The 17,549-nt window shown below is 58.8% G+C and carries 15 protein-coding genes; 9 read left to right on the forward strand and 6 right to left on the reverse strand.

Annotated elements, in window-relative coordinates; translation table 11 throughout:
* Positions 1-65 precede the first annotated feature (65 nt).
* Genes FW756_RS04280 through tkt form a run of 3 tightly spaced genes read right to left on the reverse strand, consistent with a single transcriptional unit; the run spans position 66 to position 4,878 of the window.
* Positions 66-1,691: a glucose-6-phosphate isomerase gene (locus tag FW756_RS04280; protein WP_446428932.1), complete on the reverse strand. Its 1,626-nt coding sequence runs from the start codon at positions 1,689-1,691 to the stop codon at positions 66-68.
* A complete protein-coding gene (gene tal, locus FW756_RS04285; RefSeq protein WP_446428933.1) occupies positions 1,688-2,800 on the reverse strand; it encodes a transaldolase in 1,113 nt (370 codons plus the stop codon). The genes FW756_RS04280 and tal overlap by 4 nt, the downstream gene beginning before the upstream one ends.
* An 8-nt stretch (positions 2,801-2,808) precedes the next feature.
* Positions 2,809-4,878 carry a transketolase gene (gene tkt / locus FW756_RS04290; RefSeq protein WP_446428934.1) on the reverse strand — a complete coding sequence of 690 codons (2,070 nt, stop codon included), beginning with the start codon at positions 4,876-4,878 and terminating at the stop codon, positions 2,809-2,811.
* Between the two features lie 84 nt (positions 4,879-4,962).
* Here tkt and FW756_RS04295 point away from each other — a divergent pair, with 84 nt between their 5' ends.
* Positions 4,963-5,889, forward strand: a complete 927-nt coding sequence (locus FW756_RS04295; RefSeq protein ID WP_446428935.1) for a heme o synthase — start codon at positions 4,963-4,965, stop codon at positions 5,887-5,889.
* Between the two features lie 472 nt (positions 5,890-6,361).
* On the opposite strand, the gene FW756_RS04300 is transcribed toward FW756_RS04295, so the two are convergent.
* Positions 6,362-7,789, reverse strand: coding sequence for an APC family permease (locus tag FW756_RS04300; protein WP_446428936.1), 1,428 nt, complete (start codon positions 7,787-7,789; stop codon positions 6,362-6,364).
* 48 nt (positions 7,790-7,837) lie between these two features.
* Positions 7,838-8,941, reverse strand: coding sequence for an alcohol dehydrogenase catalytic domain-containing protein (locus FW756_RS04305; RefSeq protein ID WP_446428937.1), 1,104 nt, complete (start codon positions 8,939-8,941; stop codon positions 7,838-7,840).
* 142 nt (positions 8,942-9,083) lie between these two features.
* Between FW756_RS04305 and FW756_RS04310 the strand changes: the two genes are divergently transcribed.
* Positions 9,084-10,535, forward strand: a complete 1,452-nt coding sequence (locus FW756_RS04310; protein ID WP_446428938.1) for a PucR family transcriptional regulator — start codon at positions 9,084-9,086, stop codon at positions 10,533-10,535.
* Here the strand turns inward: FW756_RS04310 and FW756_RS04315 are convergent.
* Positions 10,532-11,446, reverse strand: coding sequence for a COX15/CtaA family protein (locus tag FW756_RS04315; RefSeq protein WP_446428939.1), 915 nt, complete (start codon positions 11,444-11,446; stop codon positions 10,532-10,534). The genes FW756_RS04310 and FW756_RS04315 overlap by 4 nt on opposite strands.
* Before the next feature lie 253 nt (positions 11,447-11,699).
* Here FW756_RS04315 and sufB point away from each other — a divergent pair, with 253 nt between their 5' ends.
* From sufB to FW756_RS04350, 7 genes are read left to right on the forward strand one after another with little or no spacing between them, the layout of a single operon-like run.
* Positions 11,700-13,118, forward strand: coding sequence for a Fe-S cluster assembly protein SufB (gene sufB / locus FW756_RS04320; RefSeq protein WP_188024024.1), 1,419 nt, complete (start codon positions 11,700-11,702; stop codon positions 13,116-13,118).
* 2 nt (positions 13,119-13,120) lie between these two features.
* Complete coding sequence (gene sufD / locus FW756_RS04325; protein ID WP_446428940.1) at positions 13,121-14,299, forward strand: Fe-S cluster assembly protein SufD; 1,179 nt, start codon at positions 13,121-13,123, stop codon at positions 14,297-14,299.
* A complete protein-coding gene (locus FW756_RS04330) occupies positions 14,299-14,631 on the forward strand; it encodes a non-heme iron oxygenase ferredoxin subunit (RefSeq protein ID WP_446428941.1) in 333 nt (110 codons plus the stop codon). Before sufD ends, FW756_RS04330 begins: the two co-directional genes overlap by 1 nt.
* The gene (sufC, locus tag FW756_RS04335) at positions 14,628-15,386 is read left to right on the forward strand and encodes a Fe-S cluster assembly ATPase SufC (RefSeq protein WP_188033888.1); all 759 of its coding nucleotides are present in this window, start codon (positions 14,628-14,630) and stop codon (positions 15,384-15,386) included. Before FW756_RS04330 ends, sufC begins: the two co-directional genes overlap by 4 nt.
* 9 nt (positions 15,387-15,395) lie before the next feature.
* The gene (locus FW756_RS04340) at positions 15,396-15,746 is read left to right on the forward strand and encodes a metal-sulfur cluster assembly factor (RefSeq protein ID WP_446428942.1); all 351 of its coding nucleotides are present in this window, start codon (positions 15,396-15,398) and stop codon (positions 15,744-15,746) included.
* Positions 15,747-15,806: 60 nt separating this feature from the next.
* Positions 15,807-15,938 carry a hypothetical protein gene (locus FW756_RS04345; RefSeq protein ID WP_446428943.1) on the forward strand — a complete coding sequence of 44 codons (132 nt, stop codon included), beginning with the start codon at positions 15,807-15,809 and terminating at the stop codon, positions 15,936-15,938.
* Positions 15,939-15,947: 9 nt separating this feature from the next.
* Complete coding sequence (locus FW756_RS04350) at positions 15,948-17,546, forward strand: ABC-F family ATP-binding cassette domain-containing protein (protein WP_446428944.1); 1,599 nt, start codon at positions 15,948-15,950, stop codon at positions 17,544-17,546.
* The last annotated feature ends 3 nt before the right edge of the window (positions 17,547-17,549 follow it).

Raw genomic sequence — 17,549 nt, forward strand, 5'->3', positions numbered from 1 at the left:
AGCGTAATAGGAAAGGCCCCGAGCAATTTGCTCGGGGCCTTTCCTATTACATGTGCCGCATCAAACTATGCACCCAGCTGCTCAACGGCAGCTACCAACTGGTCGAGTGCGGCAACGGTCGTCGCCCCGCTGACACGAAGCACCGTGCGACCGCGCTCTCTGAGTACCGCAGCATCACCATTTGCCTGCGCACGCATGAGTGTGGCAAAACTCGATTCGCCCTCTGGAATCTCAAGATCCTCTGTGGGAACATCGATGATCTGCAAGAACACCCCAAGCGGACGTCCACCCTTGTGGAACTGACCCACCGAGTGCAAGTATCGAGGACCCCAGCCGAGACTCACCGGAACATCCCACGCATCAGCGAGTGCTGACCGGAATCGCTCCAGTGGGCCTGAGCAGGGGCCCTCCGGAGCTGCATATGCCTGGATAGCGACATAGCCATTCGAGGGGACGGCCTGTTTCAGGCCGGCAATAATATCCGCAGCAGCAGCGTGTTCTCCCGATTTGCACGAGATGCCTGAGACCGTGGTTCCTGCAAATGCAGGCACCCAGCACTCTTCGGAATCCTCCGCAGAAGTCAAACTCTTCCGTGCCGCAATCTTTGCAGATTCAACGTCAGGCTGGTTAAACGGATCTACGCCGACAAGGTGTCCCAGCGCAGCGGTCGCAACTTCCCAAAGCAGGAACTGCGTACCGAGCGACCCAGCAACAGCAATCGCCTGTTCAGAATCAATCGTGAGGGCTGCGCCGATGGCGTCGCCGTCCTGGAGCTCAACCACGCGCGCTGGTTCTGCCGAGGTTGGTGCTGCACCACGGGGGAGCGACAGAGGGAGAACTCCCTGTTCATCCTTGCCTGTGGATTCTGCAACAAGTTGCTCGATCCACAAACCGAGGCCCCAAGGCTCAGACACTGACTCGACGACTTCGAGCACATAGCGCTCGGGAAGGTCCGCAAACACCGTTGCCGCCAGCTGCAGAGCAGGGTTGTCGAGTGAATCTTGCATGAGCGAAGGTCTGACTGCCTCCGCTTCAAGCAACAACCGCTCAATATCTGCTCCAGCCAGCCCCGCGGGCACGATGCCGAAAGCAGTGAGAGCCGAAAACCTGCCGCCCACATTCGGATCAGCATGAAACACTCGCTGTCCAGCCGCGCGAGCGCTAGCCTCAAGCTTTGATCCAGGATCTGTGACAACGACCACGTGATCCGCCGGATCAACATTCGCATCAGCGAACGCCCGCGTAAATGCCGCGCGATGGCTCAGAGTCTCCACAGTGGATCCAGACTTCGAGCTAATCACCGCAAGCGTCTGCTCGATATCGTGAGTGAGCGCTGCGCGAACCGTGTCAGGGTGCGTTGAATCGAGCACTGTGAGCTCGATTCCTTCCCTGTGTGTAATCACATATGGCGCAAGACTCGATCCACCCATACCGCACAGCACGATTCGCGAGATTCCACGTGCGAGAATCTCTGAGCGGAAAGACTCCACTTGCGCCAGCACATCCCGCGCTTCAGATGAGAAGTCCACCCATCCGAGACGAATCGCAGCTTCGTCAGCAGCCGAACCGCCCCAGAGCGTGTCGTCCTTTGCAAAGAGGCGTGATGCGAACCGGCTCTGAACAAGCTGTTCGAGAATTGGCTGCGAGCGGCGACGTGCCGAATCTGTCAGGCACACCGCTGCTGCGCTCACTGGGCCACCTGCATCGCCAGAGTAACGGTCTTCACCAGTTCCTTCCAGGAAGCTTCAAACTTCGCAAGTCCTTCGTCTTCGAGTTGAGACATCACGTCGCTGTATTGGATTCCCAACGCGTCCAACGCGTTCCAAACCTGATTCGCTTCAAGGTACGCAGGGGACACTCGGTCACTGGCGGGGAGGCCGTGATCAGCGAAAGCTTCAAGGGTCGCGAGCGGCATCGTGTTTACCGTGTTTGGCGTCACCAACTCGTCGACATACGCTGTGTCCTGCAGAAGTTCTGCATTCTTCACGCCCGTTGACGCCCAGAGCAGCCGCTGCGGCTGCGCCCCACGTGCATGTAGATACTTGAGCCGCTCGGTTTCCATCATGTTCGAGAAGATCTCGTGCGTGAGTCGCGCATTTGCAATTCCAGCGCGGCCGCGAAGCGAGAGTGCCTCATCAGTTCCGACGGATGTGAGTCTGGCATCAACCTCGGTGTCCACTCGAGAGACAAAGACTGAGGCTACCGAGTGGATTCCAGCGATGGATCGTCCTGCAGCGCGGGCTCGTTCGATCCCGGCATAGTACGCGTGGAGCACCTGACGATAGCGCACGACGTTAAAGATCAATGTCACGTTGACGCTGATGCCCTCGCTCACCACTGCAGCGATTGCCTCAAGACCTGCCTCAGTGGCGGGGATCTTAATCATCGCATTGGGGCGATCAATTCGTTTCCAAAGATCACGAGCTTGCTCGATCGTGCCCTGTGAATCGTGCGCGAGCCCGGGGTCAACCTCAAGCGAGACTCGACCATCACGACCCCTACTTGCCGCATACACATCTGCGAACACATCGCAGGCAGCTGTCACATCTGCGACAGTTAGATCGCGGATCGTTTCAGCAACGGAGAGTCCGCGAGCGACGCATTGATCTATTGCGGCGCGGTATGCGTCACCATCGGCCAGCGCGGCGGCAAAAATCGTGGGGTTCGTGGTCACGCCTACGACATCGTGTTCGCGGACGAGCCTCGAGAGCTGTCCGCTCTCGAGGCTGCGGCGCGAAAGATCATCAAGCCAGATGCTCACGCCCGCACTGCTGAGATCAGCGGTGTGCGAGTGGGACATTGATCCTCCTATGCCTGCGCCTGCAGGCTTTCCTGTGCTGCCGAAACGACAGCTTCAGTGGTGATTCCGTACTCACGGAACAGTGTTTCGAAGTCGGCTGACGCACCGAAGGTCTCGATTGAAACCGATCGGCCTGAGTCACCAACAAACTTTTCCCAGCCAAGCGATAGGCCAGCTTCAACGCTCACACGTGCCTTCACAGAAGCTGGGATGACACTTTCACGGTACTCAGCAGACTGCTCGGCGAACCACTCGAAGCACGGCATCGAGACCACTCGAGCGCCCACGCCCTGTTCGGCAAGAATGTCGCGAGCTGCCACTGCGAGCTGCACCTCTGAACCGGTTGCCATAAGAATGACATCAAGTGAATCGGTCGGCGTATCAGCAAGCACGTATGCGCCGCGACGAACAGCCTCAGTGCGGGTACCTGCGAGGACGGGAACGTTCTGACGGGTCAGAGCAAGGCCGGTTGGGCCGCCGTGACGTGTCAGGATCTCGTGCCATGCAATTGCAGTCTCGTTCGCATCGGCTGGGCGAACCATTGCAAGGTTTGGGATCGCACGAAGAGACGCAATGTGCTCGATCGGCTGATGCGTCGGACCGTCCTCACCAAGTGCGATCGAGTCATGTGTCCACACAAACACGCTCGGCACGTTCATGAGCGCCGCGAGTCGAACTGCAGGACGCATGTAGTCGGCGAACTGCAGGAAGGTACCGCCATAGCTACGGGTCTTGCCGTGAAGCTGGATGCCATTCAGGATCGCGCCCATGGCGTGTTCCCGAATACCAAAGTGCAGTACGCGGCCGTAGGGGTTGCCCTGCCAGGTCGAGGTCGAGTGGTTAGCGGGAACAAACGAAGCAGCGTTCGGGATCGTCGTGTTGTTGGACCCAGCGAGGTCTGCGGATCCGCCCCACAACTCGGGCATGATCGGACCGAGAGCTGCAAGCACCTTGCCGCTCGCCGAGCGGGTAGCGACGCTCGCGCCAGCTTCAAATGCGGGAAGCGCCTCAAGCGCGCCCTCAGGAAGTTCTTGTGCTTCAAGACGATCAAGCAACTGCTTACGCTCTGGGTGGGCCTTTGCCCAAGCGTCGAACGAAGCTTGCCATTCAGCTCGCTTTGCGGCGCCACGGTCGACTGCGCCACGGGTGTGTGCAATCACCTCAGGCGCAACATCAAAGTGCTTCTCAGGGTCGAACCCAAGAACCGTCTTCAGTCCTGCGAGTTCTTCTGCGCCCAGCTTTGCACCGTGGATTCCACCGCTGTTCTGCTTGCCCGGCGAAGGCCAACCGATGATGGTCTTCAGAATGATGAGGGTCGGCTTGGACGACTCTGCCTTTGCTTCCTCAATCGCAGCGTAAAGCTCAGCGACGTCTTCGACGTATGCTCCGGTCTTCTTCCAGTCGACCTCAAGCACCTGCCAGCCGTATGCTTCGTAACGCTTCGCGACGTCCTCAGAGAACGAGATGTCAGTGTCATCCTCGATCGAGATCTGGTTCGAATCGTAGATCGCGATGAGGTTGCCAAGCTCCTGGTGGCCCGCGAGCGAAGCAGCTTCGGCGGTCACGCCTTCCTGGAGGTCACCGTCACCTGCAACAACGTAGATGAAGTGGTCAAAGGGGCTGGTTCCTGGCGCAGCTTCGGGGTCAAAGAGGCCACGCTCGTAACGTGCCGAATAGGCAAACCCGACTGCCGACGCGAGTCCCTGGCCAAGTGGGCCGGTCGTAATTTCAACGCCCTTGGTGTGGCCATACTCGGGGTGCCCTGGGGTCTTTGAACCCCAGGTACGAAGCGCTTCGATGTCTTCGAGCTCAAGACCATAGCCACCCATGTACAACTGCACGTACTGTGTGAGCGACGAGTGTCCGATGGAGAGAATGAAGCGATCGCGGCCGAGCCAGTCAGCATCGGCAGGGTCATGGCGCATGACCTTCTGGTGCAGCAGGTACGAGACAGGGGCGAGGCTAATCGCCGTGCCTGGATGACCGTTGCCCACCTTCTCAACTGCGTCCGCAGCGAGCACGCGTGCGGTGTCCACCGCCCGATCATCAAGCTCGTCCCAGTGCAATCCGTTCGTCAACAGCCCCAGCCTCTCATGTTGCGTTTTGCGCCTACTCAGCGCACTCCCACCCAATCTTACCGACTACCGGTACCATGAGGAGTGATGTCCGCAGAGATTTCTACCCCAGCAGCTCCCGTTCAGGCCCCGCGTTCGTTCGGCCGGACGGTGAAGAACTACGTTGCACTCACCAAGCCGCGCGTGATGGAGCTTCTGCTCGTTGTCACTGTTCCGGCAATGATTCTGGCCCAAGGTGGCTTGCCGAATCTCTGGCTCGTGCTTGCAACGCTTATCGGTGGCGCCATGAGCGCGGGTTCCGCCGGTGCTTTCAATTGCTATATCGACCGCGAGGCCGATCGCGTGATGAACCGCACGAAGAATCGCCCGCTCGTTACCCGTGAGATTTCAGATCGCAATGCGCTGATTTTTGCGTTTGCGCTCGGCGTTGCGTCAATCGTCTGGCTCTACTTCACGACGAACTGGCTTGCCGCTCTGTTGAGCCTCGCCGCAATCTTCACGTATGTCGTTGTATACACAATGTGGCTCAAGGGTCGCAGTGAACAGAACATCATCTGGGGCGGCATCGCTGGCTGCTTCCCTGTGCTGATCGGCTGGGCTGCGGTGACTGAGTCACTCGCATGGCCGGCGTGGATCTTCTTCCTCATCATCTTCCTCTGGACTCCTGCACACTACTGGCCGCTCTCGATGCGTTACCGCGAGGACTACGCTGCAGCTGGCGTGCCCATGCTTGCGGTGGTGCGAGGCCGCACGACTGTTGGCCTCCAGGTCATCCTGTACACCTGGGCAACAGTCGTCTCGAGTTTCCTCCTCATCCCTGTCGCCAACATGGGTTGGACGTACTCGGTAGTCGCGCTTGCAAGTGGCATCTACTTCATTGTTGAAGCCCACAAGCTGTATAACCAGGCAATCCGCGGCAACGAAGGCAAGCCGATGCAGGTGTTCCACGCATCGATCGCCTACCTCTCGGTGCTTTCGATTGCGATCGCGGTGGATCCGCTGCTTCCGTTCTAGTTTTTACTCACGGCATAACTGCCGTATATGTAGTAGCCCCGGGCCGTTTGGCTCGGGGCTACTACATTGTCGGCTCAAGAAGATCATTGAGCAAAGTCGATCCTGGACCTATCGAATGTTGCCCTGTATTAAGTCCCAAGGGTTCACCGTTTGGAGAATCGCCATCGACTCTTCAGAGGGCAGAAGCACCCCGACCCCAGCACTTACTCAAGTAATGTCATCAGTAGTACCCACAGCTATACAACGCACCGTGGACGGCGACGGTGGCCCACCAGGTGGTGGTTCAGCAGCACTGGATGTGCAGCTCGCGAGTGTTACGGCAAGGCAGACAACTGCCGACATTGAAAGTACGTCGCGAAATGACACGATTCTCGTCTCTCAATCGTGGAATGGACGCCGCCGAACACAAAGAGGTGGCTGTTCTCCCCAAATAACAGGGAAGAACAGCCACCTCTTAGGCGAAGTCGAACTTCTAGCCGACGCCATCCAGCATGTCGGTGTCGGTGTTACCGATCCGCGCAATGACATCGGGTCGCTTCTGCTTCAAGTACACGAATCGGGTCAGCGCCAGGATCATGGTGAGCAAGAAGAGATACGGAATCACGTTCAACGGGAACGCAGGGACCGGCCACACGTTTGCGAAGAACACGTAGGCCATCGCAACAACAGCGACCGTCGCGCACACCGTCACGAGCGCGCTCCGCATCTTTTCGCGACGAACATACACCACACACGCAATCGCGACGAGAGCGTAGGCAACCATGTAGCCATAGGTGCCATAGGTGTCGACCCACACGACAATGTCCATCGGGTGCACGCCGAAGGCGAGCAAGATGATGTCAAGGATGATCGCTGCAGGTCCGGCAATCAACAGCACGCGGTGCGGCGTGAGGTGGGTGTCGTGCGTACGTCCGAAGCGTTCTGGGACGACGCCTTCCTTGCCCATGACGTAGACGATGCGGCCCACGACGTTGAGCGGAGCAACAACGACAGCGAAGAATGATGCAGCTACGCCAAACACGAGCAGCGGCGTGAACCAGGTCGGCATGCCAATCTTGTCCGAGATCGCCTGGAGCGGGCTCGCAACCTCACCCAGTTCCGCGCCAAGAACAGCGATCTGCGTGTACGCAGCGAAGATGTACAGTACGCCGACTCCCGCCGCGCTCCACATGATCGCACGGGGGATCGCGGTGTAGGGGTTCTTTGCCTCGCGTCCGAGCGCATCCGCGGATGAGAATCCGACGAAGCCAAGGATGCCGAGAACCATACCGGCAGCGACACCCTGGAAGGGTGCGCCCGTCATCTTGAACTGCGCCGGGTCCCATGCATTCGGGCCGACCGCAATCAGCGCGATGACCAAGAGCACAAGGATGATCGCGAGCGAGACCAGCTCGAGCACGAGCGATACACGTGCCGAGACGCGGATCCCGCGAATGGTGAAGAAGGTTGCAAGTCCACCGATAGTGATCGCGAGTGCAATCAGCCAGATAACGTTGCCAGCCGGGATGCCCAACAGGGTGAGCAAATCCGAGGTATATGAGATCGCTCCACCAAGCGAGCCCGCTGCGATGCCCCAGCAACCGATGATCAACGCGACGCCGGCGATGTACGCGCCGGTCGGGCCGAGGCCCTTCGAGACATAGGTGTACAGCGACCCTGCTGATGCGTTCTTCTTGGCGAAGACAGCCACGCACCAGCCGACACACAAAATGACGATGGTTGCGAGCAAGAGCGACAGCATGGTGCCGTTTCCGGCGCCGACGAAGATTCCGGCCGCTGTGAACGCCATCACGGCACTTGGCGCAATGTTCGCGATTGCCTGGGCAGAGAGCTCTGCGCCCGACATTACTCCCTGGCGCAAGCCCGCATCGACGGGCGCTTGCCTTTCAGTAGTTGACATGAAGTCGAATCACTCTCCTTCGAGTGGTTGAGAATTCCCGAAGGAAAATTACGGAATGAGCAGGGTGCGGAGTACGCCACCTGCTTCAAGGTCGTCGAGCGCATCTGCAGCGTCTTCGAGACGACGGCGACCTGAGATGAGCGGATCGAGCTTTAGCTGACCATCCATGTAGCGGTCCACGAGCGCCGGAATATCAATGGAAGGTCGAACAGAACCGTAGTTCGAGCCAAGGATGCGCTGGTCAGCCTCGGCAAGCACGAGAGGCTCAAACGATGCCTTCGCGCCGGTCGGCGGAAGGCCAACGATAACGGCAGCGCCGCCAAGCCCGAGCATGCGAACTGACTGTTCGGTGGTGATCGTGCGTCCGATTGCATCGAAGGCGTAGTCCACGCCATCGGGAATCAGCGCAAACAGCTGCTCGACGACGTCACCGTTTGAAGCATCGATGCGATCGGTCGCACCGAACTGCAGCGCCATCGCAGTCTTTTCAGGCAGCAGATCGATCGCAATGATTCGCTCAGCACCTGCAAGCTTCGCGCCCTGGACGACGTTCAGACCAACGCCGCCACAACCGATGACCGCGACCGTCGAGCCGGGCTCAACAGCTGCGGTGTTCAATACCGCACCAACACCAGTAGCTACCGCGCAACCAACCACGGCGATAACGTCAAGCGGTGCGTCATCTCGCACCTTCACAGCACCCGAAACGGGTACAACGACTTCTTCCGCGAAGGAAGAGACGCTGAGGTAGTGGCGTAGCGACTCGCCGGTCTCGGCGTTCGAGAGTCGTGACGTGCCGTCGAACAGTGAACCAGTAGCGTTGTTCACCTCAACGACCTTCTGGCATCGAGCCTCGTGGCCCTGCAGGCAGTAACGGCACTCGCCACAAGGCGGCACCCAGCTCAGCACAACATGATCGCCTACAGCGAGTGAAGTAACCCCTTCACCGAGCTCAACCACGACGCCTGAACCTTCGTGCCCCATGACGAGCGGCGCGGGTGCGTCCCACTCGCCACGCTTTACATGCAGATCGGAGTGGCACACGCCAGCCGCTGCAATCTTTACTCGCACCTCACCGGCTTTGGGGCCGGCAAGCTCTGCTTCAACGACCTCTACGCGAGTGTCTGGGTCGCGAAATACGACAGCCTTCATGGGTCTTCCTCCGTTGGATTATGTCCGCGCCGTTGGTCTGGCGCGAGGCTACTCCGAGATGGTACGTACGAGGTGAACGATTTGTCGCCGTACCAAGTGCTGAATTCTGGGCTTAAGCTGTTGCGTTTGGTACATTTGGCACATGGCGCTTACTGTTTCAGCTGTCACCCGCGCAGTCCGCGGCACCTTTGTCTCGCAAGGGCTTTCGAGCCTCAGTCTGATCGACAGCGTCACCGCACATGAGGATCTTGTTGTTGTTGGAAACCCCGGCTACACAACGCTGATCACCGGCAATTTCGACGCCCTCATTGCCAGGGTCGACAGCAGTCCCGATGATGCGAAAGTCTTTGCAAATACAGTGTGGGTGTCTGCGGTCGACTCTCCAGAAGTTCGGGCGAAACTTGAGGCCAGAAACCTTGATGCGATTCTGGGTTGCGAGCTCAATGCAGACGCCTTGCACGCGTCAATCACCACGCTGCTTGTCGAAGACCGAGCAGCGTCTGATCGCCTCGTTTCTGGAGGCATGAAAGTCTTAACTCAGGCCGCAAGACGAGGGGGAGTGACGGCTGTCATTGCAGAGCTCACGCATCGCGTGAATGGCTGGGCAGTGCTTCTAGATCCGCAGGGTCATCTCATCGCAAGCGCTGGTGCAGGCAGACTGCATGTCACTGACGCCTCAGCGGTCGCACTTGGCCGCCCGGTTCGGGTGCGGCACGAAGGGCTGCAGATTCACCAAGTTGGCTCTGATCGGGACATTGCAGGGTACTTAGTCATTGCGACCCGGTCTGGGACAATGAGTCACGCGCGCGACCTCGCGTCGCTCGCAGCTGAGCTCTGCGACTTGCTCTTGCGAACCCACGACCCGTCAAAGACTGATCACCTGGGGCGCGAAGCGCTCATGAACACGTTGCTCGCGGGTGGCACAGCCGCACTTGAGCTACTTCGAAGGTGGGGCGTCCACGAACACTCACTGACAGCATTCGCACTTGGATCGCGTTCTCGCACGATCGATGCGGAACGAATCCTGCGTCGCTGGCTCCACGAGATGGGTGCGGAGTATGTGTTCGCCAGTCAGGGTGGAAAATTGCTCGGTTTCGTGCGCGAGGATCTCGTGCCGAGCTTGTTGCAACGCGTTGAAGAACTTCGGCCAGTCTCTGGTCAACGACTACACGCAGGAATTGGGGCGGCAACACCGGGGGACAACCTGGCTTACTCCGCCACCCAAGCGATACAAGCGCTCGAGACGGCACTCAACGACGGGCAGCTTGTGGTGCACTATGAGCGAGTCTCGTCAGTCTCGCTCGTGCTGGGTTCACTTGCTGACACATCTCGCACACAACTTGCGCAGGTGCTCGATCCCTTGCGTGACAGTAACGGCTCTCATGGGGACCTCACGGCAACACTGCGCGTGTTTCTCACAGAGAATGGTCGCCATCGAGCGAGCGCGGATCGCCTGGGCATTCATCGCCAGACGCTCACCTCGCGACTGCAACGCGTGGAAGACCTCACCGGGCTGTCGCTCGCTCAAGTTGATGACCGAACGACAGCCTGGCTCGCACTGCGAGCCATTGACGACGAGAGCGCGCTTCGCTAGTCGGCGATCACGCTTGCTGATTCTGCGGGGGCGGTTACGGCGACCGGACGCTTCAGTGAGAGTATCGAAGCCGTCATTGTCGCCACGCTCAGTGCTGCGAGCACCATGTGTACGCCAACCACGAGGGCCGGAAGTCCGTTGCGCGCCTGGTACAAACCTACGAGAATCTGCACAAACACCAACAGAGCAAGCGCAATCGACCATTTTGCGGTCGGGAGCTTCTTCGTCACTGCCCACAGCATGAGCGCAACAAGCAGAACACCAGTGATGTAGCCGGGCCACGCGTGTAGGTGCGCAAGGATACTTGCATCGAAGCCGTTTCGGACGACGTTCTCGTCGCCCGAGTGAGGGCCGTTCGCTGTCGTCAGCACTCCCATGACAATGAGAACTGCCATGCCGAGAGTAGAGATGTGGGAGAGGATCGCATATCCCTTTGGTACAACGCGTACACGAGGACCAGCAGGAACGTGCATGAGGTAGACATAGGCTGCGGCGATGCCAACAATAATGAGGCTCACAATGTAGTGGAAGCCAACGAGGACAGCTGCGAGATCAACCCAAACCACAACGCCGCCAACGAAGGCTTGCACAAGCACGAGACTGAGGACGAGCCATGAAAGCACCGAGAGATCGCGTCGCTGTGCCCGGATCCGCCACGTCAGAACAACAACCACGATCGCGACGATCAGCAGCGGGCCACTGATCGTCCGGTTGCCAAATTCAATGAGCGAGTGGTAGCTCTGCTCAGCAGTTGGCACGAGGGATCCCGGCGTGCAGAGGGGCCATTCAGAACAACCAAGCCCAGAGCCGGTCAGTCGAACCGCGCCTCCCGTAGCGATGATCAACACATTCAAGAGGAAAGAAATCCAGGCGAACGTCTTCAATGTGCGGGGGAGTCGCACTTTTGACACTTGGTGCTCCTTTATAAGCGTCCATCCATCTCTGCTGCACGTGCGCGCCCCCCACCAGATTGTCAGTGGGAACCTGTAGAGTGATGAGTTGTGGTTGAGAACGATGCAGCCCCTGAGCCAATTCGCACAGGTGGCCGTTCAACGCCCAGACTACTGCACCGCTGCAGGGAATTAGCTTGACAAGGTAGTGCCCGAGTGCGGTGCGCCCCGCGAGCTAATGTTCCCGCGCAAGACGATGAATGAGGGAGTGATCATGTCTGAAGTGCTGATCGACCGGCCAGAGCTTGAAGGGCTCGGCCAGTACGAATTCGGCTGGCACGACAGCGACGCAGCCGGCGAGGCCGCGAAGCGCGGCCTGAACGAAGACGTTGTACGCAATATTTCTGGCTTGAAAAACGAGCCTGAGTGGATGCTTGAGCGCCGTCTCAAAGCTCTGCAGATCTTTGGTCGTAAACCGATGCCCACTTGGGGTGCGGACCTCACCGGTATTGATTTCGACAACATCAAGTACTTCGTTCGCTCGACTGAGAAGCAGGCGACGACGTGGGAAGATCTTCCCGACGAGATTAAAGACACGTACGAGAAGCTCGGTATCCCCGAAGCTGAGCGTCAGCGTCTTGTTGCGGGTGTGGCTGCACAGTACGAATCTGAGGTCGTGTACCACCAGATCCGTGAGGATCTCGAGGCGCAGGGTGTCCTCTTCCTCGACACCGACACCGCGCTCCGTGAGCATCCTGAAATCTTCCAGGAATACTTCGGCACGGTTATCCCCTCTGGTGATAACAAGTTTGCAGCGCTGAACACCGCCGTGTGGTCGGGTGGTTCCTTTGTGTACGTCCCGAAGGGTGTACACGTCGAGATTCCGCTGCAGGCCTACTTCCGTATCAACACGGAAAACATGGGCCAGTTCGAGCGAACCCTCATCATCGCTGACGAGGGCAGCTATGTGCACTACATCGAGGGTTGCACCGCGCCGATCTACAAGTCGGACTCGCTTCACTCAGCAGTCGTTGAGATCATCGTGAAGAAGAACGCCCGCGTTCGCTACACGACGATCCAGAACTGGTCAAACAACGTATACAACCTCGTCACCAAGCGCGCAATCGCTGAAGAGGGCGCGACCATGGAGTGGGTTGACGGCAACATCGGCTCAAAGGTCACGATGAAGTACCCGTCGATTTATCTTGCAGGCGAGCACGCAAAGGGCGAGACTCTTTCCGTAGCCTTCGCTGGCCCCGGCCAGCATCAGGATGCAGGCGCGAAGATGATACACATGGCTCCCCACACGAAGTCTTCGATTCTGTCGAAGTCGATCGCACGTGGCGGCGGCCGCACCGGTTACCGTGGCGAGGTCCGCGTGGATGCGAATGCGCACCACGCAGCGAACTCGGTGGTCTGTGATGCGCTCCTCGTCGACACCATCTCGCGGTCAGACACGTACCCCGCGATTGACATTCGTACAGACGATGCAGTGCTTGCGCACGAGGCAACCGTGACACGCGTGAGCGAAGACCAGCTCTTCTACCTCATGAGCCGCGGCCTCTCGGAAGAAGAAGCAATGGCAATGATCGTTCGCGGCTTTATCGAGCCGATCGCGCGCGAGCTCCCCATGGAGTACGCGCTCGAGCTGAACAAGCTCATCGAAATGAGCATGGAAGGATCCGTCGGTTAATCATGTCGAATCTTCAGACTGAACAGCTCGGTTTCAAGGCACACAGCGACGGCGACTGGGATAACCGCGCTCCCATTCAGACCCGTTCTGACCGCTTCAAGTCGACCAACCTCGCAGATTTCCCGGCAGTGACCGGCCGCGAGGTCAACTGGAAGTTCACCCCGATCGCTCAGATCAAGCACCTTCTGACTGGTGATCTGAACGGCGCAACCACTGCCCTCGAAATCTCTGATGCCGCGGGAGTTACGGTTTCCGAGGTTGCAATGGACTCGGAGTTCGTCGGCCGCGCCGGCATTCCCGAAGACCAGGCAGCAGCAAACGCATGGGGCCAGGTTGCAGCAGCACAGCGCATCTTGCTCACGAGCGAAGAGCACCAGACCGTCGTAGTGAAGCGCACTGCGCTCTCTACTGACGCAACCGCTGCTCACACGGTCATCGAAACCGCGCCTCACGCACAGGCACTCGTCATCATCGAGAACTCCGGAGATGCGAACCTCACTGAGACCGTGGAGATCGTCGTTGGCGAGGCTTCGAAGCTCACTGTTGTCTCGATCCACGAATGGAACGAAGACGCGATTCACCTGGCAAGCCACAACGCGACTATCGGTCGCGACGGTGACCTCCAGCACATCGTTGTTTCGCTCGGTGGCAAGGTCGTACGTGTCAACCCGACGCTGCATCTCGACGGCCAGGGTGCAAATGGTGAAGCATACGGCGCATACTTTGCGGACGCAGGCCAGCACCTTGAGCATCAGGTCTACATTGATCACAACGCACCCAACACCCGCAGCCGCGTTGCGTACAAGGGCGCGCTGCAGGGCGAGGGGGCACACGCAGTGTGGATCGGCGATGTGCTGATTCGTCGCGTTGCTTCCGGCACCGACAGCTACGAGGAGAACCGCAACCTGACCCTCACCGAGGGCACGCGCACCGACTCGATCCCGAACCTCGAGATTGAAACCGGTGACATCGCGGGCGCAGGTCACGCGTCGACCACAGGCCGATTCGACGAAGAGCACATCTTCTACCTGCAGAGCCGTGGCATCTCAGAAGACGAGGCACGCAAGCTTGTTGTGCGTGGCTTCCTCTTTGACGTGATCCAGCGCATCGGTAACGAGCAGGTTGAGGAGCGTCTCCAGGCAGCGATCGATGCTGAACTCCAGCAGAGCGTGCTCGCATAATGGCACGTCTGAAGGCACTTGATCTGAGCGACCTCACACAAGACCAGGCGGTACGCGTGGAGCTCGACGGGGTTCCGATGGCAATTGTGCTTGATAACCAGGGCGTCGTTCACGCCATTGGCGATACTTGCAGCCACGGTCAGATCAGCCTCTCGGAGGGTTTCGTCGAGGGAAACACCCTCGAGTGCTGGGCACACGGGTCAGCTTTTGATCTGTGTACCGGCGTTCCTCAGAATCTTCCGGCATACGAGCCGGTACCCGTTTACGTCGTCGAGATTGAAGACGGCATTGTCTACATTGACCCCCACGTTACGAAAGAGATTGAAGCATGACTTCCGTTCTTGAGATCAAGGATCTGCACGTCAGCGTTGAGACCGAGCAGGGTCCCAAGCCCATCCTGAAGGGCGTGAACCTCACGATCCGCAAGGGTGAAACCCACGCAATCATGGGCCCGAACGGCTCAGGTAAGTCGACCCTCGCGTACGCGATTGCCGGCCACCCCCGCTACGAGATCACCGGCGGCCAGATCATCCTCGACGGCGAAGACGTCACCGAGATGGAAGCCGACGAGCGCGCACAGGCTGGCCTGTTCCTCGCGATGCAGTACCCGGTGGAGATCCCCGGCGTGACCAACGCAAACTTCCTGCGCACCGCAAAGACCGCGATTGACGGCGAAGCTCCTGCCATCCGCACCTGGATGAAGGACGTCAAGGAGGCGATGGGCAACCTTCGCATGGACGAGTCCTTTGCAGCACGTAACGTCAACGAGGGCTTCTCGGGTGGCGAGAAGAAGCGCAACGAGATTCTTCAGCTTGAGCTCCTCAAGCCGAAGTTCGCTGTCCTCGACGAGACCGACTCTGGCCTCGACGTTGACGCGCTCAAGATCGTTTCTGAGGGCGTAAACCGCGCAATGGACAACACCGGCCTTGGTGTTCTGCTCATCACGCACTACACCCGCATCCTGCGTTACATCAAGCCTGACTTCGTTCACGTCTTCGTCAACGGCCGCGTTGCCGAGCAGGGCGGCCCCGAGCTCGCTGATCGTCTTGAGGAAGAGGGCTACGACCGCTTCCTCACTGAGGCGTAAACTAGACTCATGTCTACCGATAACAACGCACCTCAGGTCACAATCGACCCTGAGTTTCGCGAGCAAGCGGTCGAGGCGCTGAAAAACGTCTCTGACCCCGAGCTCGGCGTCAATATCGTTGACCTCGGCCTCATCTACGATCTCGCGTATGATGAGGAGCACGATGCACTCGTGATCAGCATGACGCTCACCAGCGCGGGTTGCCCGCTCACTGACGTCATCGAGAACGACATCGCCGAAGCGCTCGACGGTCTTGTGGCTGCCTTCCGAATCAACTGGGTTTGGATGCCACCCTGGACGCCAGAGCGCATCACCGATGAAGGCCGCGACATGATGCGCGCCCTCGGTTTCGCAATTTAAAACATCCTCCGGTTCGGGGATCGATTTCCCGCCAACTTGTGTCCGGCATCTGCTATTTGCATGCCGGACACAAGCGCGCACTGTGTAGAAATCGACCCCCGAACCATTGGTGTTTTTGACGCACTCCGCGTCACCGCTGTGGCGATCGATAGCGCCTTGCAATTCGGTCTGCCAGAATCTCTCAAGCTTTAAGGACCCCTCATGATTATTGTCGAGGATCTTGCGATCGACGTAGGCGCACGGCGCCTCATGGGGGGCGTTAACTTCCGCGTAAACCCCGGTGACAAGATTGGCCTTGTCGGGCGAAATGGTGCTGGCAAGACCACGCTGACCCGCACGTTGTCGGGGGAGTTGCAGCCCGCCGAAGGTTCGGTCACCATTTCAGGCGAACTCGGGTTTTTGCCCCAGGATCCGCGCACTGGTGACCCTGAGCAAATCGCACGCCACCGCATCCTCGATGCCCGAGGCCTCGGCACATTGCAGAAGAACATTGACAAGGCATCTCTCGAGATGGCTTCCGATGATCCAGCGGTTGCTGCGAAGGCCATGAAGCGCTTCGGCAACCTCACCGATCGTTTCCACGCGCTTGGTGGATACGCTGCGGAATCTGAGGCCGCATCGATTTCACACAATCTCGGTTTGCCCGACCGAGTACTTGACCAGCCACTTAAGACGCTGTCTGGCGGTCAGCGTCGACGCATCGAGCTTGCGCGAATTCTGTTCTCAGACGCTGACACGATGATTCTTGACGAGCCAACGAACCACCTCGACGCCGACTCAATTGTGTGGCTCCGAGAGTTCTTGAAGACGTACAAGGGCGGCGTGATTGTCATCAGTCACGATATCGACTTGGTCGGTGAAACCGTGAACCGCGTGTTCTATCTCGACGCCAATCGCCAGGTCATCGATGTCTACAACATGGGTTGGAAGCTCTATCAGCGTCAACGCGCTGCAGACGAGGAACGTCGTCGCAAGGAGCGCTCGAACGTCGAGAAGAAGGCTTCTGCCCTGAAGGATCAGGCTGCCCGCTTCGGCGCGAAGGCCTCGAAGGCGGCGGCAGCGCATCAGATGGTCGCCCGCGCAGACAAGATGTTGTCTGGCCTAGAAGAGGTTCGCCAGGCAGATCGTGTTGCAAAGCTGCGTTTCCCGGATCCGGCTCCGTGTGGCAAGACCCCGATCATGGCGGAGGGGCTGTCAAAGTCCTTCGGCTCTCTCGAAATCTTTGCCGGCGTGGATCTCGCGATCGATCGCGGTTCGAAAGTCGTCATTCTTGGTCTCAACGGTGCTGGTAAGACCACCCTGCTTCGCTTGCTCGCGCAGGTCGACGAACCCGACACCGGAGAAATCATTGCCGGCCACGGCTTGAAGGTTGGCTACTACGCTCAGGAGCACGAGACACTTGACGTGATGGCGAGCGTGCTGCAGAACATGATCTCTGTGTCGCAGCATCTCACCGAAACTGAGGCTCGCAAGGTACTTGGTTCGTTCCTCTTCACTGGTGACGATGTACACAAGCCAGCTGGCGTACTTTCGGGCGGCGAGAAGACCCGTCTTGCGCTTGCAAGACTCGTTGTCTCGAGCGCAAACGTACTGCTGCTCGATGAGCCAACAAACAACCTTGATCCCGCCAGCCGTGAAGAGATCCTCGACGCACTCGCGCACTTCAGCGGCGCCGTAGTGCTCGTGTCGCATGACCCAGGCGCAGTCGAGGCCCTCAACCCGGAGCGTGTACTTGTCATGCCTGAGGGCACCGAGGATCATTGGTCAAAGGAGTACTTGGAGCTCATCGAGCTCGCGTAAGGC

This window comes from Leucobacter sp. 1207-22, from assembly GCF_052850455.1.

Coding starts and splice junctions, on each gene's coding strand:
- tal (WP_446428933.1), bottom strand. CDS start 2,800: ATGTCCCACTCGCACACCGCTGATCTCAGCAGTGCGGGCGTGAGCATC.
- FW756_RS04295 (WP_446428935.1), top strand. CDS start 4,963: ATGTCCGCAGAGATTTCTACCCCAGCAGCTCCCGTTCAGGCCCCGCGT.
- FW756_RS04300 (WP_446428936.1), bottom strand. CDS start 7,789: ATGTCAACTACTGAAAGGCAAGCGCCCGTCGATGCGGGCTTGCGCCAG.
- FW756_RS04305 (WP_446428937.1), bottom strand. CDS start 8,941: ATGAAGGCTGTCGTATTTCGCGACCCAGACACTCGCGTAGAGGTCGTT.
- FW756_RS04310 (WP_446428938.1), top strand. CDS start 9,084: ATGGCGCTTACTGTTTCAGCTGTCACCCGCGCAGTCCGCGGCACCTTT.
- sufB (WP_188024024.1), top strand. CDS start 11,700: ATGTCTGAAGTGCTGATCGACCGGCCAGAGCTTGAAGGGCTCGGCCAG.
- sufD (WP_446428940.1), top strand. CDS start 13,121: ATGTCGAATCTTCAGACTGAACAGCTCGGTTTCAAGGCACACAGCGAC.
- FW756_RS04330 (WP_446428941.1), top strand. CDS start 14,299: ATGGCACGTCTGAAGGCACTTGATCTGAGCGACCTCACACAAGACCAG.
- sufC (WP_188033888.1), top strand. CDS start 14,628: ATGACTTCCGTTCTTGAGATCAAGGATCTGCACGTCAGCGTTGAGACC.
- FW756_RS04340 (WP_446428942.1), top strand. CDS start 15,396: ATGTCTACCGATAACAACGCACCTCAGGTCACAATCGACCCTGAGTTT.
- FW756_RS04345 (WP_446428943.1), top strand. CDS start 15,807: ATGCCGGACACAAGCGCGCACTGTGTAGAAATCGACCCCCGAACCATT.
- FW756_RS04350 (WP_446428944.1), top strand. CDS start 15,948: ATGATTATTGTCGAGGATCTTGCGATCGACGTAGGCGCACGGCGCCTC.